19 protein-coding genes are annotated in these 21,198 nt (G+C 65.7%); 6 read left to right on the top strand and 13 right to left on the bottom strand.

Annotated elements, in window-relative coordinates; genetic code table 11:
* The 3 genes from AAG799_RS15330 to AAG799_RS15340 form a co-directional block, all read left to right on the top strand.
* A partial coding sequence (locus tag AAG799_RS15330) for a molybdopterin oxidoreductase family protein (protein WP_341897429.1) occupies positions 1-1,812 on the top strand: 1,812 nt, incomplete at its 5' end.
* A 331-nt stretch (positions 1,813-2,143) separates the two neighbouring features.
* Positions 2,144-2,773 carry a glutathione S-transferase family protein gene (locus AAG799_RS15335; RefSeq protein WP_341897431.1) on the top strand — a complete coding sequence of 210 codons (630 nt, stop codon included), beginning with the start codon at positions 2,144-2,146 and terminating at the stop codon, positions 2,771-2,773.
* 247 nt (positions 2,774-3,020) lie between these two features.
* Positions 3,021-3,707 (top strand): SDR family oxidoreductase, encoded by a 687-nt coding sequence (locus AAG799_RS15340; RefSeq protein ID WP_341897433.1) that lies wholly within the window; start codon positions 3,021-3,023, stop codon positions 3,705-3,707.
* Between the two features lie 16 nt (positions 3,708-3,723).
* Here AAG799_RS15340 and AAG799_RS15345 read toward each other — a convergent pair whose 3' ends face one another.
* The 7 genes from AAG799_RS15345 to AAG799_RS15375 all read right to left on the bottom strand — a co-directional run bounded on the left by AAG799_RS15345 (position 3,724) and on the right by AAG799_RS15375 (position 11,230).
* Positions 3,724-4,509, bottom strand: coding sequence for a 3'(2'),5'-bisphosphate nucleotidase CysQ (locus AAG799_RS15345; RefSeq protein WP_341897435.1), 786 nt, complete (start codon positions 4,507-4,509; stop codon positions 3,724-3,726).
* Positions 4,510-4,526: 17 nt separating this feature from the next.
* Complete coding sequence (locus AAG799_RS15350; protein WP_341897437.1) at positions 4,527-5,882, bottom strand: TldD/PmbA family protein; 1,356 nt, start codon at positions 5,880-5,882, stop codon at positions 4,527-4,529.
* Positions 5,883-5,916: 34 nt separating this feature from the next.
* A complete protein-coding gene (locus AAG799_RS15355; protein WP_341897439.1) occupies positions 5,917-6,213 on the bottom strand; it encodes a hypothetical protein in 297 nt (98 codons plus the stop codon).
* Positions 6,214-6,221: 8 nt separating this feature from the next.
* Entirely contained in the window at positions 6,222-7,658 is a 1,437-nt protein-coding gene (locus AAG799_RS15360; RefSeq protein WP_341897441.1) for an adenylate/guanylate cyclase domain-containing protein, read from the bottom strand.
* 119 nt (positions 7,659-7,777) lie between these two features.
* Complete coding sequence (locus AAG799_RS15365; RefSeq protein WP_341897443.1) at positions 7,778-8,773, bottom strand: TRAP transporter substrate-binding protein; 996 nt, start codon at positions 8,771-8,773, stop codon at positions 7,778-7,780.
* A 28-nt stretch (positions 8,774-8,801) separates the two neighbouring features.
* Positions 8,802-10,316 carry a UbiD family decarboxylase gene (locus AAG799_RS15370; RefSeq protein WP_341897446.1) on the bottom strand — a complete coding sequence of 505 codons (1,515 nt, stop codon included), beginning with the start codon at positions 10,314-10,316 and terminating at the stop codon, positions 8,802-8,804.
* A complete protein-coding gene (locus tag AAG799_RS15375; protein ID WP_341897448.1) occupies positions 10,316-11,230 on the bottom strand; it encodes a DMT family transporter in 915 nt (304 codons plus the stop codon). Before AAG799_RS15375 ends, AAG799_RS15370 begins: the two co-directional genes overlap by 1 nt.
* 88 nt (positions 11,231-11,318) lie before the next feature.
* On the opposite strand from AAG799_RS15375, the gene AAG799_RS15380 reads away from it, so the two are divergent.
* The gene (locus AAG799_RS15380; protein ID WP_341897450.1) at positions 11,319-12,065 is read left to right on the top strand and encodes a hypothetical protein; all 747 of its coding nucleotides are present in this window, start codon (positions 11,319-11,321) and stop codon (positions 12,063-12,065) included.
* Here AAG799_RS15380 and AAG799_RS15385 read toward each other — a convergent pair.
* Both AAG799_RS15385 and ubiA read right to left on the bottom strand, forming a co-directional pair.
* Entirely contained in the window at positions 12,050-12,802 is a 753-nt protein-coding gene (locus AAG799_RS15385) for a hypothetical protein (protein ID WP_341897452.1), read from the bottom strand. The genes AAG799_RS15380 and AAG799_RS15385 overlap by 16 nt on opposite strands.
* 44 nt (positions 12,803-12,846) lie before the next feature.
* Positions 12,847-13,773 carry a 4-hydroxybenzoate octaprenyltransferase gene (ubiA, locus tag AAG799_RS15390; RefSeq protein WP_341897454.1) on the bottom strand — a complete coding sequence of 309 codons (927 nt, stop codon included), beginning with the start codon at positions 13,771-13,773 and terminating at the stop codon, positions 12,847-12,849.
* Positions 13,774-13,814: 41 nt separating this feature from the next.
* Here ubiA and AAG799_RS15395 point away from each other — a divergent pair, with 41 nt between their 5' ends.
* Positions 13,815-14,540, top strand: coding sequence for a 16S rRNA (uracil(1498)-N(3))-methyltransferase (locus AAG799_RS15395; RefSeq protein ID WP_341897456.1), 726 nt, complete (start codon positions 13,815-13,817; stop codon positions 14,538-14,540).
* 156 nt (positions 14,541-14,696) lie between these two features.
* Positions 14,697-16,061: a glutamate--cysteine ligase gene (locus AAG799_RS15400; RefSeq protein ID WP_341897458.1), complete on the top strand. Its 1,365-nt coding sequence runs from the start codon at positions 14,697-14,699 to the stop codon at positions 16,059-16,061.
* Here the strand turns inward: AAG799_RS15400 and AAG799_RS15405 are convergent.
* The 4 genes from AAG799_RS15405 to AAG799_RS15420 form a co-directional block, all read right to left on the bottom strand.
* Positions 16,042-16,980, bottom strand: a complete 939-nt coding sequence (locus AAG799_RS15405; RefSeq protein ID WP_341897460.1) for a hypothetical protein — start codon at positions 16,978-16,980, stop codon at positions 16,042-16,044. The genes AAG799_RS15400 and AAG799_RS15405 overlap by 20 nt on opposite strands.
* Before the next feature lie 13 nt (positions 16,981-16,993).
* Positions 16,994-17,821 (bottom strand): serine O-acetyltransferase, encoded by an 828-nt coding sequence (gene cysE / locus AAG799_RS15410; protein ID WP_341897462.1) that lies wholly within the window; start codon positions 17,819-17,821, stop codon positions 16,994-16,996.
* 33 nt (positions 17,822-17,854) lie between these two features.
* A complete protein-coding gene (gene tldD, locus AAG799_RS15415; protein ID WP_341897464.1) occupies positions 17,855-19,294 on the bottom strand; it encodes a metalloprotease TldD in 1,440 nt (479 codons plus the stop codon).
* A 137-nt stretch (positions 19,295-19,431) separates the two neighbouring features.
* Positions 19,432-21,198, bottom strand: a 1,767-nt coding sequence (locus AAG799_RS15420; RefSeq protein ID WP_341897466.1) for an EAL domain-containing protein, incomplete at its 5' end; no start/stop codon positions are given.

Below are 21,198 nucleotides of genomic sequence, written 5' to 3' on the forward strand. Positions count from 1 at the left end.
TCCTGGGACGAGGCACTGGACCGCACGGCGGAAGCCCTGCTGGCGGCCGAGAAGAAATACGGCAGCGAAACCGTCTGGCCCTATTTCTATGCCGGCACCATGGGCCTGGTGCAGCGCGACGGCATCAACCGCCTGCGCCATGTGAAGCGGTATTCCGGCCAGCATTCCACCATCTGCGTCACCCTGGCCCGTGCCGGCTATATCGCCGCCACCGGCAGCCTGCATGGTCCCGATCCGCGCGAGATGGCGAAGAGCGACCTGGTGGTGATCTGGGGCACCAACGCGGTGCATACCCAGGTCAACGTGATGACGCATGCGATCCGGGCGCGGAAGGAGCGTGGCGCCAAGATCGTGGTGATCGACGCCTATCGCAATGCCACCGCCGAACAGGCCGATCTGGCGCTGATCGTGCGGCCGGGTACCGATGGCGCGCTGGCCTGCGCGGTGATGCATGTGCTGTTCCGCGACGGCTATGCCGACCGCGACTTCATGGCACGCCATACCGATGTGCCGGCCGAACTGGAAGCGCATCTGCAGTCGCATACACCGGACTGGGCCGAGGCCATCACCGGCATTCCGGCGGCGCAGATCACCGCATTCGCCCATATGTTGGGGCAGACGAAGAAACATTACATTCGCCTCGGCTACGGCTTTGCCCGCAGCCGCAACGGCGCGGTCAATATGCATGCCGCCACCTGCATCGCCAGCGTCACCGGCGCCTGGCAATACGAGGGCGGCGGTGCCTTCCACAACAACGGCGCGATCTTCCACTGGGACAAGACGCTGATCGAGGGCCTGGATGCCGTCGATCCCAGCATCCGCCTGCTCGATCAGTCGCAGATCGGCCCGGTGCTGACCGGCGATGCCGCGGCATTGAAGAACGGCCCGCCGGTCACCGCTTTGCTGATCCAGAATACCAACCCGATGGAAGTGGCGCCGGAATCGCGGCTGGTGCAGCGCGGCTTCGCCCGCGAGGATCTGTTCACCTGCGTGCATGAGCAGTTCATGACGCCGACGGCGAAAATGGCCGATATCGTGCTGCCGGCCACCATGTTCACCGAGCATGACGACATCTATCAGGCCGGCGGCCAGCAGCATATCCTGCTGGGCCCCAAGCTGGTCGAGGCGCCGGGCGAGGCGCGCGAGAATCACTACGTCATCTCCGAGCTGGCCAGACGCCTGGGCGCCGAGCATCCGGGTTTCGACATGAGCGCCATCGAGATGGTCGAGGCGACACTGCAAGCGTCCGGCTGGCCCGATGTGGCAACCTTGCGCGAGCGTCGCTGGCACGATTGCCAGCCGGATTTCGCCGCCGCGCATTACAGCAACGGCTTCGGCTGGCCGGACAGGAAATTCCGCTTCAAGCCCGACTGGGCCGCGATGGGGCCGGATGCCGCCGGCATGCCGGCCCTGCCCGATCACTGGCTCAGCATCGAGCCGGCGACCGAGGAACATCCCTTCCGCATGATCACCTCGCCGGCGCGCAACTTCCTCAATACCAGTTTCACCGAGACGCCGACCTCGGTGAAGCGCGAAGGGCGCCCAACCCTGTTCCTGCATCCCGAGGATGCCGCCGCCCTCAGGATTGCCGATGGCGATCTGGTGCGTATCGGCAACCGGCGCGGCGATATCCGCATTCATGCCAAGCATTACAGCGGCGTGCAGCGCGGCGTGGTGGTGGTGGAAAGCATCTGGCCGCATGCCGCCTTTGTCGATGGCATGGGCATCAACGCCCTGACCGGTGCCGATGCGGCGCAGCCCAATGGCGGTGCCGCTTTCCACGACAATGCGGTCTGGATCCGCACGGCCTGACGCCTAAAGCGTTGAAATGCCTTGGCCGTGCGATCCAAACGGCCACCAGTTGGGCACCAATGCAATCCCGTTCAAGGCCAATGCGATCCCATTGCAGGCCAATGCGATCCAAGTGAAGCCCATTCGATCCAATGCGATCCCATGCGATCCGGTTCGATCCGAGGGCAAGAATGCTCTATTCACGATGGGCAACAGCGACAGCCCTGAGATAGCGCCAGCGCGCCTTCCTTCAAGTCGGACCGGGTGACAATCGGCACAAGTGAGACAAGCGGGACAATATAATTCTGCTTCTGCACTTGGCCGCGCTGATGGCCGCTGGCAGGCTGGCATCATGCTGACACTCTACGGCCATCCCAACTCCATCAATGTGCGCAAGGTGCTCTGGCTCTGCGCCGAGCTTGATCTGGATTATGTGCGCGAGGACTGGGGCGGTTACGGCCAGTTCGGTTCGGTCGATGCGCCGGAATTCCGCGCCCTCAATCCGGTGGGCATGATCCCGGTGATCGATGATGGCGGTGTGATCGTCTGGGAGTCGAACACCATCCTGCGCTATCTCGCCGCGAAGGCCGGTCGCACCGACCTGCTGCCGGCCGATCCCGCCGGTCGCGCCCGCATCGAGCAGTGGATGGACTGGCAGGCCTCGGATTTCAACAACACCTGGCGGGCCTGCTTCATGGGGCTGGTACGCCAGAATCCGGCCTTCAGCGCCGAGGCCATCGCCACCTCGCTGCAGCAGTTCAATGCCGCCGTTGGCATTGTCGATACACAGCTGGCGCGCAATGGCGGCTATATCGCCGGCGACAGCTTCACCCTGGCCGATATTCCCATCGGTCTGGCGGTGCATCGCTGGCATGCGGTGCCGATGGCGGATCGCCCGGGCTACAGCCATGTGGCGGCCTATTACGACCGCCTGAACGCGCGGCCGGGCTATCGCGCCCATGGTCGCAACGGTATTCCCTGAGCAGGGGTCTATCGCAGGGTGGCCTGCTGGGTATGGCTGAAGACGCGCTGGCCCAGCGCGGCTTTTACGAGGACGGGGACCGGACCGCCCTGCTGTGGGGTGCCGGGGTGAATGCCACGCCGCTGTCACCACCGACCTGTCGGATAATTGGGATTTCTGGCCGCTGATGCCGTTGCCTCTGGACGAGGCGCGTGCTCGACTTGGCATCGCTGCCTGAACCGGCAGCGAGAGTTTCTCCGGAGGATCCATGGATTTCCAGAACCGTACCGTCATCGTCACCGGCGGCACCGGTGCACTCGGCCGCGCAGTGGTCGGCGCGCTGCTGGCGGCCGGCGCGCAATGCCGCCTGTCCTATCTCCACGAGAAGGAGGCCGACAGTTTTCCTTACAAGGACCGCGTCACCCTGGTCGGCCCCTGCGAGCTGACCAGCGAGGAGGACGTAGCGCGACTTTACCGCGATGTCGACGGGCTCTGGGCCTCGATCCATATCGCCGGCGGCTTTGCAATGAGCCGGCTGGAAGAGACCGGCAAGGATGCGCTGATGGAGATGGTGAATACCAACCTGGTGAGCAGCCATCTGTGCAGCCGGGCCGCGGTGCGCGCCTTCAAGACCGGCGGACGGATTGTCAATGTGGGTGCCCGTCCGGGGCTTGAGCCGCGGCTCGGCGCCGGCATGAGCGCCTATGCCGCCAGCAAGGCCGCCGTGATCGCGCTGACCCAGGCGCTGGCGGCCGAATTGGCACCGCGAGACATCCTGGTGAATGCGGTGGTGCCGTCGATCATCGACACACCGGCCAATCGTGCCAGCATGCCCCAGGCCGAGCATGATGCATGGCCCAAGCCCGACCAGATCGCTGCCACGATCGCCTTCCTGGCCTCGCCCGACAACCGGGTGACCACCGGCGGTGCCATTCCGGTATCCGGCCGCACATAGCGGCCGGCGCGATCGTCTAGGGCTTGCGCGTCTTCAGCAGGTCGACCACGTCGTCGAAGACATAGGCGCCGGTGGCAATCACCGAGGGGTGGCGGTATGTCTCGCTGCCATAGGCCAGCGGCACCCCGTCGGCGGTGGTAACGCGTCCGCCGGCTTCGCGCACCAGCAGGTCGGCGGCGGCCACGTCCCAGTCGCTTTTCTCGGTCAGGCTGATGGCGGCATCGAATTTGCCGGCGGCGACCAGCGCCATGCGATAGGCAATCGAGTTGCGATAGGCGAAATCGGCCTTGGCGGTGCGCGCCAGCCAGCCATGGCGCTCAAAGGTGCGGCGCGAGGCGAGGAAGCGCGCTTCCATCAGGCTGGCATGGCCCGAAGCGTGGATCGGTTTGCCGTTCAGCCGTGCGCCGCCGCCAGCGGTGGCATCGAACATCTCTTCGCTGGCCGGATTGTAGATCGCCGCCAGCACCGGCTGGCCATCCTGCACCAGGGCGATGCAGATGGTGAATTCCGGCTTGCGGTCGATGAAGGCGCGGGTGCCGTCAATCGGGTCGATGATCCATTGCGTCGTCGTCTTGCCGGGCCGGCAGCCGCTTTCCTCGCTGAGCCAGCCGTAATCGGGCCGCGCGCCCGACAGCCGCTCGCTCAGCAGGGTATCGACGGCGATATCGGCTTCCGAGACCGGATCGTTGGGCTTCTTGTTCCAGGATTTCACATCGCCGCGGAAAAAGTGCAGGGCGATCGCGCCGGCCTCGCGGGCTGCGGCCAGCGCAAGCTCATGATCCTGTTTGAACGAGATCGCCATCGGCGCAGTGTCTGCTGTCAGCGGCCGGCGACGGTCATGCCGTCGATGCGCACGGTGGGCGCGTCGGAGCCGAAGCGGATGGTGAGGTCATTGGCCGGCGCCAGATGCGCGAACATGTGCTTCAGGTTGCTGGCGATAGTGATTTCCGACACCGGCTCGGCCAGCTGGCCATCGCGGATCAGGAAGCCGGCAGCGCCACGGCTGTAATCGCCGGTCACGCCGTTGACACCCATGCCGATCAGCTCGGTGACATACAGCCCTTCCTTGATATCGGCCATCAGCTCGGCCGGCGTCTGCGTGCCGGGCTTGAGATGCACATTGGTCGGCGCCGGCGAGGGCGGCGAGGAGGTGCCGCGCGAGGCATGGCCGGTGCTCTGCATGCCGAGCTGGCGCGCGGTGGCGCAATCCAGCAGCCAGGTGGTGAGCCGGCCGTCCTCGATCAGTTCGCGGCGCGGTGCGGCGACGCCTTCCAGGTCGAACCAGCGCGACCGGAAGCCGCGCGGGCGCAGCGGATCGTCGATGATGCTGACGCCGGGCGCGAACACCATCTCGCCCAGCCGGTCTTTCAGGAAGGAGGTGCCGCGCGCCACGCCGGCGCCGTTGATGGCACCGAGGAAATGACTGATCAGGCCTGAGGAAACGCGGGGGTCGAACAGGATCGGCATGGTGCCGCTGTCGAGCTTGCGCGGATTGAGGCGCTTCACGGCGCGCTCGCCGGCCTTTTTGCCTACGCTTTCGGGCGAGGGCAGGTCGCTGAGATAGGCGCGGGCCTCGTAATCGCTGTCGCGCTCCATGCCGGTATCCTTGCCGGCGATCACCGAGGCCGACACGGTATGCCAGCCGATCCAGCCGGCGCCGTTGAAACCGGCGGTGTTGGCATAGGCCGACATGCTGAAGGCGCGGCCGGTGCTGCCGCCTTCGGAATTGGTGACGCCCGGCACGGCCATGGCTGCGGCCTCGGCGGCTTTGGCACGCTCCAACAGCTGCGGCATTTCCAGTTCGACGCCATCAAAGAGGTCGAAATCCTGCGGCTGCTTCGCCAGCTGGGACGGATCGGGCAGGCCGCAGTATTTATCCTCAGGCGCCACGCGCGCCATGCTGATGGCGCGGCTGACCAGCTCGTCCAGCGTGGCCCTGGCGAAATCGGTGGTGGAGACGCAGGCCTGGCGCTGGCCCAGCAACACGCGCAGGCCCAGCTCGCGGCTTTCCGAGCTTTCGACATCTTCCGGTTCGCCCAGCCGCACGCCGGCGCTGAGCGAGCGCGATTCATGATACAGCGCGTCGGCATTTTCAGCCCCGGCCTTGCGGGCGGCAGCGATCAGGTCGGCAACCAGGGACTGGGCATCGGCGGCGCGCTTGGCTGTGTCGGACATGGAAATACTCGATCTGGAAGTATGAAGTATGGGGTCAGGCGTCGGTCTTATCGTCCATCCTGTAGGACATATATGCAATGACCGCGACAAAACAACCAATCACCCAGGCCAGCGGGCTGAGCGGGTCATGCCATTCCTTCCAGTCGCTGCCGGTGATTTTGCCAGCGATCTGGGCGGCCAGGTCGAGGACGATGGCCCCGATGCCAATGCCCAGGGCTGCCGAAAAGATCAGGTTCCAGGCGGCACGCAGCAGGCTGGCTGGATGCCACCAGGGCAGCAGGTCGCGGTCGGCCGGACGGGCTTTGCGAAAGCGGGGCTGCAGGAAGCGCATCGATCCGGTCAGTGAATGGTGGGCGTCGGTTCGGGCGCGTCGGCCTCGGCGGTGATCGCCGGGCGGGCGAGAATCCACAGCACCATGCGGTCGCGCAGGCCGCGGATCGGTTGCGGCTTCAGCGCCACCATGTCGCGCAGCGCGCCGACATCGCCGCGGGTTTCCTCCACCAGCTTGTCGACGAAGGCCTGGCTCAGGCAGAGCTGGGCATTCAGCGTGCGGGTCATCTGCTCCAGCCGGTGCGCCACATTCACCGTTTCGCCGATCAGGGCATATTCGACGCGGGTTTCATCGCCGATATTGCCCAGCGTCAGCGGGCCGTAATGGATGCCGACCGCGAGCTGCAGCGGCACCTGGCGCAGCAGCTTGCGCTGGCGGTTCAGCTGATCCATCTCGCGCAGCATGGCGCGCGCGGCCAGCAGGGCGGCCGAGGTATCGCGCGGGCCGGGTTTCGGCGTGCCGAACGAGGCCATGATGCCGTCGCCGAGATACTTGTCCAGCGTGCCGGCATTGTCGGCCACGGCGCGGGCCAGGCGCTGATGCACCTCACGCAGGATGCCGATGGTCTGTTCCGGCGTATGGTCGTCGGCGATCTGGGTGAAGCCGACCAGATCGGCAAACAGCACGGCGGCATCCAGCTGCTTCACCTGGCCGAGCGCATCGTCCATGCGCGAGAGTTCCTCGGCGATATGCGGCGAGAAATGCCGCGACAGGTTGCGGCGGGCGCGCTCGGTCTCGACCTGCCGCGCCAGCAGGGTGCGCGAGCGCATCACAGACACGGCGAGCAGCAGGCCGATAATGCCGATCAGGATGATGCGCGGCAGGAATTCGCCCAGCCGCACGTTCCAGGGATTGAGGATGTAATCGATGCGCTCGGCCATCGGCATGTGCAGGATATTGTCAAAGCGGCTGCCGAAGGTGACATCGGGCTGCATGGCGATATACATCGTGCCGACGCTCCAGCAGAGGATGGCGGCCAGCGTGGTGTGCAGCACAGTGCGCGCCGACTGGCCCAGCGCCGACAGCACAACGAACAGCGCGACATAAAGGATGGTGTCGAAGCCGAGCCGCATCGGCGCCGGCAGAGGATTGAGATCGAACGGGTTGGGCAGCACGATGGCGGCGGTCAGCAGCGCCATGTCGATGAAGGGAAACAGCCAGTGCATCCAAGGGCGATCAAGCTCGGGCTTGCGCAGCAGCACCTGCAGATAGGCCGAAAAGGCGAAGGCGCCGAGATAGCCGTAATAGTTCAGCGCCAGCGGCCAGCCCATCTCGATGCTGAGGATGGTGGCGACGATGATGCAGACGGCGTAGCGCAGCCCGATGGTCAGCCGCAGCGCCTCGTATTCCTCATGGCGGAAGGCCAGCGACAGGCGCTCGTTTTCCGCGGCGGGTTTTGCATCCCCGCCGCAAATCTGTTCACGCAGGCTTTGCCATAGCCGCATGGTTCCGAATGCCTCGTCCTGTCCCTGTTCGGCCGATTGTCGTGGGGAAGTGGAGGGCCGTCAATCCGCGGCCCTGTGACTTAGGTCACAGGGCGCCGGCAGTTAACGGGATCGCTGCTTCAGGGCAGCAGGGCGGCAGCCGCGGTGCCGGCCTCGGTTTTCCAGGCCGCAATGGCGGCGCCGGCGCTTTTTGCGAGCAGGGCGCGCAGATCGGCCGAGAGCTGGCCGCTGCCGGTGATGGTGACGCCATTGGCCTTCATGCGGGCATAATTCTCGGCCAGCCGGCTTTCCAGCAGGCGCCACTGGCTCACCTCGGTGGCGGCTGCGGCCCGATCGACCGCCGCGCGCAGGTCGGGTGGCAGGGCCTGATAGGCGGCCTCGTTCACGGCGGACAGGCTGAGCGGCACGGCGTAATTGATTTCGGTGAAATGCGGCAGGAAGTCCCACAGCTTGCGACCGGCGCCGCCATCGCCCGATGACAGCACGCCGACCACGGAGCCATCGGTGAGTTTCGGCATTGTATCGGCAAAGGACAGGTTGACCGCCGCCGCACCGGCATCGGACAGCACTTTTGTGCTGGTGGCGTCGTAGGTGCGGATGGCGAGGCCCTTCAGGCTGGCCGGCGTGGTGATCGGGGCCTTGGCCCAGATGCCGCTCGGCGGCCAGGGCGTGGCATAGAGCAGGCGCTGCTTCTCGGCGTTCAGTCGCGCCACATAGGCTGGCCTGGCGCGGTCATAGAGCTTGCGGGCGTCTGCATTGGTGGCAGCCAGGAAGGGCAGCGAGGAGAGCAGGAACAGTGGATCGGTCTTGCCCATGGCGCCGGCGAAGGCATCGCCCGCCGTGACCTTGCCGTCGCGCACGGCGGCCACCATGTCGGCCGATTTCACCCCGGCGCTGGCATCGAAGCTGGGTGTCACGATGATACGCCCGCCGCTTTCCTGCGCCAGACGGGCGGCGAAGCTGCGCAGGCCCTCGCCCGGCATCGAGGTGGCGGGATATTCGGTCGCCATGGTCCAGGCAATGGTCTGTGCCCGGGCCGGTTGCCCGGCGGGCAGTGCGAGCAGCAGCGCGGCGGCAGCGAGGCCTCCGGTCAGATATCGACGTGTGATACGCATGGGGAGGCCTCTTTCTGTTGGGGAGATTTTATTTCCAGATCGGTTTGCCCGATCCGGGCAGGCCGAGTTTGGGCCATTTTTCGGTGACGGTGCGGATGACGTCCTCATCCATGCGGATTTTCTCGCCCCACTCGCGTTTCGTTTCGGGCGGCCATTTGTTGGTGGCATCGAGGCCGATCTTGCTGCCCAGGCCTGACTCCGGGCTGGCGAAATCGAGATAGTCGATCGGGGTATGCTCGACGAAGGTGATGTCGCGGGCCGGGTCCATGCGGGTCGACATCGCCCAGACCACATCCTTCCAGTCGCGCGCGTTGATGTCGTCGTCCACCACGATGATCCACTTGGTGTACATGAACTGGCGCAGGTAAGACCACACACCCATCATCACGCGCTTGGCATGGCCGGGATAGGCCTTCTTCATGCTGACCACGGCGACGCGATAGGAACAGCCCTCAGGAGGCAGCCAGAAATCGACGATCTCGGGGAACTGCTGGCGGATCAGCGGCACGAAGACATCGTTCAGCGCCTCGCCCAGCACGCTGGGTTCGTCGGGCGGCCGGCCGGTGAAGGTGCTCAGGTAGATCGGAGCCTTGCGCATGGTGATGGCGCTGATTGTGAAGACCGGGAACTGCTCGACCGAGTTGTAATAGCCGGTGTGGTCGCCATAGGGGCCTTCGTCGCGGTAATCCTCCAGCGAGACATGGCCTTCCAGCACGATCTCGGCCTCGGCCGGCACCTTCAGCGGGATGGTCCTGCAATCGACCAGTTCGACCTTCTTGCCGCGCAGCAGGCCGGCGAACTGGTATTCCGACAGCGTGTCTGGCACCGGCGTCACGGCGGCCAGGATGGTGCCCGGATCGGCGCCGATCACCACGGCGGCGGGGAAGGGCTCGCGCTTGCCGGCCTGTTTCCAGCGCTGGTGCTGCTGGGCGCCGCCGCGATGCTTGAGCCAGCGCATCAATGTCTGGGTCTTGTTCAGCACCTGCATGCGGTAGATGCCGAGATTGAAGCGATCGGTCTTGTCGGTCTTGCTCGGGCCCTGCGTGACCACCAAAGGCCAGGTGATCAGCGGCGCCGGCTCGCCCGGCCAGCAGGTCTGGATCGGCAGTCTGGTCAGGTCGATATCGTCGCCCTGCAGCACCACCTCATGCACCGGCGCACTGCTCACCGTTTTCGGCTGCATCGCCATCACGGTTTTCACCAGCGGCAGCAGGCTGAGTGCCTCGCGGAATCCGCCGGGTGGTTCGGGCTGGCGCAGGAAGGCCAGCGTCTCGCCGACAGCCTTCAATTCGGACGGTTCGCGGTCCATGCCCCAGGCGACGCGCTCCACGGTGCCGAACAGGTTGACCAGCACGGGAATGTCACTCGGGCTGCCATCGGCGCGCACCGGCTTCTCGAACAACACCGCCGGCCCGCCCTCGGCCAGCAGCCGGGTCTGGATCTCGGTCATCTCCAGATGGGTGGAGACCGGTTCGCGCACGCGCACCAGCCGGCCCTTCTGTTCCAGCTGGGTCATGAAATCGCGCAGCGAGGCATAGGGCATTAGGGCTTGTCCGGTTTATGCGTGGCGAAATACAGGCCCGGCAGAACCAGCGCCGTGCCGAGCCAATGGTAGAATGCAAATACCTCGCCGAGAAGCAGCCAGGCCATGATGGCGGTATAAACCGGCGAGAGATACAGCATCAGGCCGGTGCGGTTGGGGCCCAGATGCTTGGTCATGTAGCCAAACGTGGCATAGGCACCGACGCCGGGCACCAGGATCAGGGTGACGACCGCGGCAATGGTGCGCAGGTCGAAGTGGGGCGGACCGACGACGGCCAGTTCGAAAGCCTGCACCGGCAGCACCACCAGCACGCCGGCAAAGGCGATGGTGGCCAGCCGGGCGCTGACGCTCAGCCGGCTCGGCCAGTGCTTCAGCAACACGCTGTAGAGCGCCCAGGCGGCGGCGGCGACCAGGATGATCAGGTCGCCCGGGGTAAATGTCAGGTGCAGGATGGTGGCGGGGTCGCCGCGCAGGATGATGGCCAGCACGCCGGTCAGCGCCAGCGCGGTGCCCAGCCCCTGGCGCAGGGAGAAGCGTTCGGCAAACAGCATGCGGCTGAGCAGGATGATCATCACCGGCGAAGTGGCGTAGATCAGCCCGATATTGGTGGCCGTGGTGGTGGCGGCGCCGTAATAGACACCGCCGCCGCAGATGCCCATGCCGAGAAACCCCAGCACGGCGAATTCCTTCCATTCGCGCAGGATGGCGGCACGGGCGCGCCAGAGTTCGCGGCCGCAGAAGGGCAGCAGCACCAGCACCACACCGATCCAGCGCAGTTCGGCCAGCGCGACGGGCGGGATCAGGCCGGCGGTGGCGCGCGCCATCACCATATTGGTGGTGAACATGGCCGGCGTGATGAACAGCAGAATCTGCGCGATGCGCAGGTCGCGGGCGGAAGAGGCGGCGGGTTCCATTGCCGGGCAGATTAGGCGGCGGGCGAAGCACTGACCAGTGCTTGCTCTTGGGCTTGACCTCGCTCGAGGCCCGGCCTAAGCCGATGGCATGCGCCGTTTCCCTGAAGACTTCGCCGATCTGCTGACGCCGAAGGGCGCCGCCCTGCTGGCCGGCCGCCATGCCCGGGCGGGCGCCCTGGCTGAGCCGCGCACCCGCTTCCTGGCGCTGGACGGCCTGATCGACGCCCGCCCGGCCAGGGCGGTTGCCGCCCTGCTGGACAAGGCATTGCTGCCGCATTTGCGCGAGATGGCGCAGCCGATCCCGCCGGAGACGATCTGGGAGCAGACGCAGAATTATGCGGAAGCGCTGCCCAAGACGATGCGCCAGCGCACCGCGCATCTGGACAATGCGCGCTCGGCGGCGTTCAAGGCCGCCAGCGAGATCGGCCTGATCGCCATGCTGCGCTCAGACAGCTACCGCGCTTTCGCCGCTGCGCTGGCCGGTCGGGTGCTGAAACAGAAATACGGCCTGCAGGCGATTGCCTATGGCGCCGGCGATTATGCCGGGCCACATACCGACCACCATCCGGAAGAACCGGCTGCCCGGCGCGGCTATCTCGACATGCATCTGAGTTTTGCCACGAATGCTGTGCGCGACCAGTATCTGGTCTATGCCAAGACCGGGCATTTCACCGAGATGGTGGAGGTTACGCAGAAGCCGGGGCTGGTGACGGCCTATCGCCTGCCATTCTGGCATTACACCACGCCGCTGCGCGCCAAGCCGAAGCAGGAGAAGAAGGCCCGGCGCTGGGTGCTGCTGGGCACGTTCCTCTTCGCCGATCAGGCGGCGAGATAGCCCTTCTTGGGCGCCGGCTCCAGTTTGCCGCCGGCGGCCTTCACCGCCTTGATATAGGCGGCTTCCGACTTGTAAGGGCCGAATTTCTTGAAATCATCCGGCGTGCAGGCGGTCAGCTTGCCCTTGTCGCCCGGCTTGATCTTGAAATAGCCGCCGTCGCGATGGATCACCGGAATGATCTTCTTCTTGCGGCTGAACACCCGGCGCATGTTGGCCGAATGGCTTTTCATCGTGTCGTATTCTTCCGGGTCGAGCTTGAAGATGCGCTCGAAGGCGGCAACCATCTCCTCGACGAACTTGCGCTCGACCACCTGCATGTTGGAAATGATCCAGCAGCGGTCCTCGAAATCCCAGTAATAGGTCAGGCCGATGAACTTTCCGGCCTTGTCGAGATAGGGATAGAAGGGGAAGGAGCGGCAGGCGATGGTGCGGTTGTCGCGCTCGCAGAAGGCGGCACCCTTGCACTCGACCGCGCAGGCATGGTCGTTCAGCTCGTCGACGATGCGGCGCGACACGGCATCGTTCGGCTTGTAGTCGAACCACAGATCGGTGCGGCTTTTCAGCAGCTTGTATTCCGCCTTGTCGACCACCGGAATGGCATTCTCGGTCGAGCAGCAGACCGGCTGGCCGCCGTTCAGCGGCGCGCATTTGCGACCGCAATCCACGAAGGCGAGGTTGGCGTTGTATTGGCTGTACAGGCTCGCGAAGTCCTGCGGTGCGATTCGGCGCTTGGTCATGGGCGGAACATACGCGGCGTGCCGATCTTCGCCAAGCGATATGCTCAGCCCAGCAGGAAAGCGGCAAACAGGATCAGGCCGGCATCGCGATTTGCCCGGAATTTGGTCAGGCAGTCGGCGCTGTCATCGGGTTCCAGCATCAGGGCCTGCCAGGCGAAATGCACGGCCGCCAGGCCAAGGCCGATCCAGAAGGGCCAGCCCAGGCCCGCCATCCAGCCGACGATGCCCAGGCCGAGCAGGGTGAGGTCGTAGAAGCCGGCGACCCACAGCCGGGCCTTGTCGCCAAACAGCCGCGCGGTCGATTTCACCCCGATCAGGGCATCGTCTTCCTTGTCCTGCAGGGCGTAGATGGTGTCGTAGCCCAGCGTCCAGACAATGCCCGACGCATAGAGCACCAGCGTGACCCAGTCGAGCCGGCCGACCACCGCCGCATAGCCCAGCACCGCGCCCCAGTTGAAGGCGAGGCCGAGGAAGAATTGCGGCCACCAGGTGACGCGTTTCATGAAGGGGTAGAGTGCGACCAGGCCGAGCGAGGCGACGCCGAGCCAGATCGCCAGGTCATTCATCTGGATCAGGATCAAAAACCCGACCAGGGCCTGCGCCAGCAGCCAGAGCCAGGCGCGGCTGACGCTGACCTGGCCCGAGGGGATCGGGCGCAGCCGGGTGCGCTCGACCTGGCCGTCGAAATCGCGGTCGACGATATCGTTGAAGGTACAGCCGGCGCCGCGCATCACCAGCGCACCGATGCCGAACAGCAGGATCAGCCCGTGGTCGAGCGGGGCGTTTTCCGGCCGTGCCAGCGCGATGGCCCACCAGCCGGGCAGCAGCAGCAGCCAGGTGCCGATCGGCCGGTCCAGCCGGGACAGCCGGGCATAGGGGCGCCAGCCGGCCGGCAGCCAGCGCTCGACCCAGTGATTTGCCACGGCATCTGCGGGCGCCTGATCGGTGACTTCGTGGCCGGGCTTTGTCATAACGCTGCTGTAGTCCAGCCAAAAGCGGCGCACAAGCGATAATGACCGACGCGATCAAAGCCCGCCTTTATGTGACCGATGCGCTCAGCATCGGCGGCACGGTCGCGCTTGATGACGACCAGGCCCATTACCTGCGCCACGTGCTGCGGCTGGCGCCGGGCGATGCTGTTGCGCTGTTCAATGGCCACGACGGCGAGTTCCGCGCCGTGATCGCCGAAGCGGGCAAGAAAGCCTGCCGCCTGACGGTCGAGGCCCTGCTGCGACCCCAGGGGCCGCCGGCCGATCTGTGGCTCTGCTTCGCGCCGATCAAGCAGGGCCGCATCGAGATGATCGTCGAGAAGGCCACCGAGCTGGGGGCCGGCCGCCTGCTGCCGGTCATCACCCGGCGGGTGCAGATGCAGAAGGTGAATGCCGAGCGCCTGTTCGCCCATGCGCGCGAGGCCGCCGAACAATGCGAGCGGCTGGATGTGCCCGCGGTTGCCGCGGCGGTTACGCTGGAGACACTGCTGGCCGACTGGCCGGCAGACCGCCGGCTGTTCGTCTGTGTGGAGCGCGCCGAGGCGCTGTCCCTGCTGGCTGCCGCCCAGGCGGTGACGGGACCCTGCGCCCTGCTGATCGGTCCAGAAGGCGGCTTTGCGCCGGAGGAGCTGGCGCGCATCGCAGCCCTGCCGCAGGTCGTGCCTGTTTCGCTGGGCCCGCGTATTCTGCGCGCTGAGACAGCGGCGATTGCGGCCTTGGCTATTTTACAATCCGTGCGGCAGAATTAGCCGGGCCATTCAAGACCCGGTTCAATTTCCCAGCGTCACTGAACCGCAGTATACCGGGGCTGGACAACGGCTTACATCTGCCCCATATGCCGAAAGCAGCCGTTCGGCCGCCTACCAGCGCACCATAAAACGATAATAAGAATCACCGAGGTTTTCATGTCCGGACCGGCCCAGGCGCCTGAGACGCCGATTACATCCAAGGCGCAGCTTGTCGAGTATCTGGCGGAAGGCTCCAAGCCGGAAGCCGACTGGCGCATCGGCACCGAGCACGAGAAGTTTGCCTATAACACAACCGATTTTCGTGCCCTGCCCTATGAGGGCAAGGCCAGCATCAAGGGCCTGCTGGTCGGGCTGCAGCGTTTTGGCTGGGAGGCGGTGAACGAAGGCGACAATGTCATCGCCCTGGTCAAGGACAAGCAGTCGATCACGCTGGAACCGGGCGGGCAGTTCGAGCTGTCGGGTGCGCCGCTGGAAACCATCCACCAGACCTGCATCGAAGTCTCGACGCATCTGAAGCAGGTGCGCGAGGTCGGCGACGAGACCGGCATCGCCATGATGGGGCTGGGCTTCAATCCGAAATGGCGCCGCGAAGACATCCCGGTGATGCCCAAGGGCCGCTACAACATCATGCGCGCCTATATGCCCAAGAAGGGCAATCTCGGCCTCGACATGATGCTGCGCACCTGTACCGTGCAGGTGAACCTGGACTATTCCTCCGAAGCCGACATGGTGAAGAAATTCCGCACCAGCCTGGCGCTGCAGCCGCTGGCCGTGGCGATGTTCGCCAATTCGCCGTTCACCGAGGGCAAGCCGAATGGCTTCCTGAGTTATCGCAGCCAGATCTGGACCGACACCGATCCGGATCGCACCGGCATGCTCGGTTTCGTGTTCGAGGATGGCATGAGCTTCGAGCGTTATGTCGATCACGCGCTCAATGTGCCGATGTATTTCTCGTATCGCGACGGCAAGTATATCGATGCCTCGGGCCAGAGCTTCCGCGACTTCATGGCCGGCAAGCTGCCGGCCCTGCCGGGCGCGATGCCGACCATGCGCGACTGGGCCGATCACATCACCACCCTGTTCCCCGAAGTGCGGCTGAAGCGTTTCCTGGAAATGCGCGGCGCCGATGGCGGCCCGTGGTCGCGGCTCTGCGCCCTGCCGGCTTTGTGGGTCGGCCTGCTCTACGACAAGGGCGCGCTGGATGCGGCCTGGGATCTGTGCCGCGACTGGACGCTGGCCGAGCGCGAGCAGCTGCGGCTGGATGCACCGAAATATGGCCTGCACACGCCGCTGCGCGGCCGGCCGCTGAAATATTACGCCGAGCAGATGGTGCAGATCGCCATGGGCGGCCTGAAGGCGCGCTCGCGCCTGTCGCCCGCTGGCGAGGACGAGACGCATTTCCTCGAGCCGCTGGTGCGCATCGTGGAAAGCGGCGAGACCCCGGCCGAAGCCCTGCTGAAGCTGTATAATGGCCGCTGGAACAAGTCGGTCGATCCGGCCTTCACTGAACTGGCTTACTGATCCAGGCTTTCAGACGTACAGGGTCGTACAGCGCGCGCGGCAAATCTGCTGCCAGCGCCGGCGGCGGCGCGGCAACGGCCTGGCGCAGGACCTTCAGGGCCTCGCGCGCCTGCGGCCAGTGTCCGGCTTCGGCCTGACCGGCGATCGCCGCCAGCCGCCGTGACCATTCCTCCAGCGCGCCGCGGCTGCCGCGCATGTCGGCTTCGGCAAAACGCTCATAGATAAAGCCGATCTGGCCGCGGATCATCACCGTGATGCGCGCGGCCAGCGCCGGCTCTTCCTCGGCCAGCGGCACGCGCAGCGCATCGAGATAGCGCAGCAAGTCGGCCAGATCCTGCTGCAGGGTCACCGGCACGGCGGTTTCGGCGGCCGGCTGCAGTTTTTCCTGATAGGCCACCAGCGCATCCAGCAGCAGGGCATCGGGCTCGGCGCCGGCAAATTCGGTCACGATCACCCGGCGGGTGAAGTCACGCAGCGAGGCGCTGCGCTTGTCATGGCCGAGGCGTTCTTTCGTTTTCACGCCGCGCAGGCTGGGGATTTCCACCGGATTGTCGGTGCCATCCTCGCCGCGCAGATTCCAGAAGGCATGGCTGACATCGATAGTGCCCGGCTTGTCCGAGAGACCCGGGATGAAAAAGGCTTTGGTGGCGAAGCCGTTGGCGTGGCAGGCCTGACAGGAGAGGCCGGCCTTGCGCGCGGTGCCGCCCAGCGTGTCCGGGCTGCGAAAGGCCAGCCGGCCGAATTCGACATAGAAGCTCTGCTGCTCACCACTCTCAAGCTGTTCCTGCGGATGCCGGGTCAGGCTTTCGACCGACAGGCTGCCGGGCGGCAGCCATTCCAGCGCGCCGGTCAGCGACTGTGCCTGTGCCGAGACAAGCGGCAGCGCGGCCAGAAGCAGACCAAAGACAAGCCGACGCATCGCCGTGCGCCGGTCAGTCGCGATGATAGGGCAGGCCGTGGTTCATCTCGCGCGACGGCTGATCGCATTCGCAGTCGCCGACGATCTTGGCCGGCACGCCGGCCGCCGTGCAATGCGGCGGCACCGGGATCAGCACCACGCTGCCGGCGCCGATCTTGGCGCCTTCGCCGATCTCGACATTGCCGAGAATCTTGGCGCCGGCGCCGATCAGCACGCCACGGCGGATCTTGGGGTGGCGGTCGCCGGTTTCCTTGCCGGTGCCGCCGAGCGTGACATGCTGCAGCATCGACACATCATCGTCGATCACGGCGGTCTCGCCGATCACCACGCCGGTGCCGTGGTCGATCAGGATGCCGCGGCCGAATCTGGCGGCCGGGTTGATGTCGACGGCAAAGGTTTCCGAGCTGCGGCTCTGCAGCAGGAAGGCCATGGTCTCGCGCTTCTGGTGCCACAGCCAATGGGCCACGCGATGGGTCTGGAGTGCCTGGAAGCCCTTGAAGAACAGCAGGGGCTTCAGGAAGCTGCGGCAGGCCGGGTCGCGCTCGTTGACCGCGACCAGGTCGGCGCGCACCGCATGGCCGATATCGGGATCGGCATCGAAGGCTTCCTCGATCACCTCGCGCAGGCCGAGCGCCGGCAGTTCGGCGCTGCCCAGCTTCTGCGCCAGGATGTAGCTCAGCGCATCTTCCAGCCGCTCATGATGCAGCACGGCGGAATGCGCCATGCTGCCGAGGACCGGCTCCTGGGAGGCGACGACAGCGGCTTCCTCGCGGATGCGCTGCCACACCGGATCATGCTTGAGCAGATCCGAGCTGCTGATCTTGTTTACGCTGGCTGGCATGGGACTTCCCCTCACATACCCTTCAATTTCATTTCAGGCGGCTTTGGCTGTGCCGCCCACGGTCAATCCTTCGATCAGCAGGGTCGGCTGGCCGACGCCGACCGGCACGCCCTGGCCGGCCTTGCCGCAGGTGCCGATGCCGGTGTCGAGCTGCAGGTCGTTGCCCACCGCCTTCACCTGCTTCAGCACTTCGGCGCCGGCACCGATCAGGGTGGCGCCCTTGATCGGCGCGGCAACCTTGCCGTTCTCGATCATATAGGCCTCGGTACAGGAGAACACGAACTTGCCCGAGGTGATGTCGACCTGGCCGCCGCCGAAATTGACAGCGTAGATGCCCTTTTTCACGCTGCTGAGAATCTCGCCGGGGTCGCGGTCGCCGGCCAGCATGAAGGTGTTGGTCATGCGCGGCATCGGGTTATGGGCAAAAGACTGGCGCCGGCCGTTGCCGGTCGACCGCACGCCCATCAGGCGGGCATTCATGCGGTCCTGCATCAGACCTTTCAGGATGCCATCCTCGATCAGCATGGTGTTTTCGGTCGGCGTGCCCTCGTCGTCGATGGTGAGCGAGCCGCGGCGCTTGTCCATGGTGCCATCGTCCACGATGGTGACGCCGGGCGCGGCGACGCGCTGGCCCATCAGGCCGGCGAAGACGGAGGTCTTCTTGCGGTTGAAGTCGCCTTCCAGGCCATGGCCGATGGCTTCATGCAGCAGGATACCGGGCCAGCCGGCGCCGAGCACGACAGGCATTTCGCCGGCCGGGGCCGGCACCGAGTCGAGATTGACCAGTGCCTGGCGCAGCGCATCGTCGACTTCGGCCTGCCAGTGGGACGGATCGAAGAACTGCTTGTAGCCGACGCGGCCGCCGGCGCCGCGGCTGCCGCTTTCCATGCGGTCGCCCTGGCCGGCCACAACCGAAACATTCAGGCGCACCAGCGGACGGATATCTTCCACCAGCTTGCCGTCGGCGCGCAGGATAGCGACCGCCTGCCAGCTGCCGGCCAGCGAGACCGACACCTGCCTGACGCGCGGATCTTTCGCGCGGGCATAGGCGTCGATCGCCTGCAGCAGCGCCACCTTCTGCTCGAAGGGAATCTCGTTCAGCGGATTGTCGTCGCCATAGAGATGGCGGTTGGTGGCGGCCGGGCCGAGGCTCATCTCGCCGCCATGGCCGGTGCGCACGGCGCGCACCGTGGTGGCGGCACGCTTGATCGCGGCCTCGGAAAGTTCGGAGGCATGGGCATAGCCGGTCTGCTCGCCCGAGACGGCGCGAAGGCCGAAGCCCTGTGTGGTGTCATAGGCCGCGGCCTTGAGGCGGCCGTCATCGAAGGTCAGGCCTTCCGACTGGCTGTATTCCAGGAACAGCTCGCCATCGTCGGCGCCCTGCAGCGAGTCGCCGACAATCGACTGCAGCCGCGACCGGTCGAGCCCGGCGCGGGTGAAAAACAGATCCTGGGCGGTCGAAGCACCGGTCATGACGAACCTCGTAACAAGCCTGAAAAGACTGGGAAAATCGGGAAACGCCCCGGGACTGCGGATTATATGGCGCCGCGGTTAAGAAAAATACAGCCCCCTGCAAAGGGGCGAAGGGTCAAATCAGCGTGGGCGGGCCGCTAATTGCGGCGGCGGCGATCACTCTGGCGCAGCAGTTCTGCCATGTCCTCGGGCGGCACCGGCCGGCTGATCAGGTAGCCCTGCAGCTCGCTGCAGCCCACGCCGCGCAGGAAGTCGCGCTGGGCGGCGGTCTCCACGCCCTCGGCCACCACCGGCAGGTCGAGACCGTTGGCCATACCGATCATGGCGCGGACCAGCGCGATGTCGCGGTCGTTGCCTGGCAGGTCGGCGATGAAGGCGCGGTCGAGCTTGATCTTGCGGATCGGCAGCCGCTGGATGTAGCTCAAGGACGAATAGCCGGTGCCGAAATCGTCGAGCGCGGCATCGACGCCGATCTCGGCCAGTTCGCGGATCGCCTGCACGGTGGCTTCCATATTCTGGATCGCCGCCTGTTCGGTGATCTCGATGCCGATGAAGGACACCATGTCGGGTTCCTCCTTCGCCATCTTGCGGAAATAGGCCGGCAGGTCGTCGCGGATGAACTGCTGGCCCGAGACATTGACGAAGACGCGGCGCGGCTCGATGCCCTGGCGACGCCAGTCGCGGATCTGTTCGGCGACCGTGGCAAACACCCAGCGCGTGATTGCGATGATGCCGCCGGTTTCCTCGGCCAGCGGGATAAATTCCGACGGCGAGATGGCGCCGAGATCGGGATGCTTCCAGCGCAGCAGCGCCTCGATGGCGCAGATTGCGCCGGTCGCGGTCTCCACCACCGGCTGGTAGACGACATGGAATTCGCCATTGTCGATGGCGGCGTCCAGATTCATGGTCAGCCGCAGGCGGCGCTCGGCGGCGCGGGTCATTTCCGGGCTGTAGAAGCGCGTCGAATCACCGCCGGCGGCGCGCACCAGCTTCATCGCCAGTTCGGCCTTGGCCAGGGCGTCGCCGATCTTTTCCGACGGATCGTCGACGATGGCGGCGCCCATGCTGACCTTCAGCGGCACCAGCCGGCCTTCCGCCGTGATCGGCTTGGTCAGATGCGCATGCACCGCCTGGGCCAGGTTGAGTGCGTTGTTGAGGTCGTTGACGCCGGCCAGGGCGGCGAACTGGTCGGCGGCGATGCGGCCGACCAGCGCCTCGCGCGGCAGCACCTCGCCCATGCGTTCGGCGGTGCCTTTCAGCACGCTGTCGCCGATATGGTAGCCGAAGCCCTCGTTGATATCGCGGAAGCCGTCCATGTCGAGGTTGAACAGCACCCACAGGCCGCCATCGAGGCGATGCTGGGCGCCCAGCATGCGCTCGGTCTCGGCGATGAAGCTGGAACGGTTGAGGATGCCGGTCAGCGGATCGTTGCGGCTGGCGAATTCGGCACGCAGCTCGACATCGCGGCGGTCGGAAATGTCGCGCACCAGGCCGATGAAGGCCGGGCCGTCCTCGCCGGCATATTCGCCGACACTGATATGGATGGGGAAAATCTCGCCGGACTTCTTGCGGCCGAGCGTGTCGCGGCCCAGCCCGAGGATCTTCGCCCGCTTGGTGGTCATGTAGTTGCGGATGTAGGAATCGTGGCCCGAGCGGAATGGCTCCGGCATCAGGACTTTGACATTCTGGCCGTTCAGCTCGCCCGGCGGGTAGCCGAAGATCGTGGCGCAGGTGTCGCTGACGCTGGCGATGTTGCCCTGGGCATCGATGGTGAGGACACCCTCGTTCATGGTGGCGACCAGTTCGCGCAGGGTCTCGGCCAGATCGCCCTGGCCGGCCGGCGAAGGCGGCGGCTCGGGCTTGCGCAGGATGGCGGCCGGCGGGCTGGGCGGCGGTGCGGGCAT

This window comes from Ferrovibrio terrae (assembly GCF_943371255.1).
Classification (GTDB): domain Bacteria; phylum Pseudomonadota; class Alphaproteobacteria; order Ferrovibrionales; family Ferrovibrionaceae; genus Ferrovibrio; species Ferrovibrio terrae_B.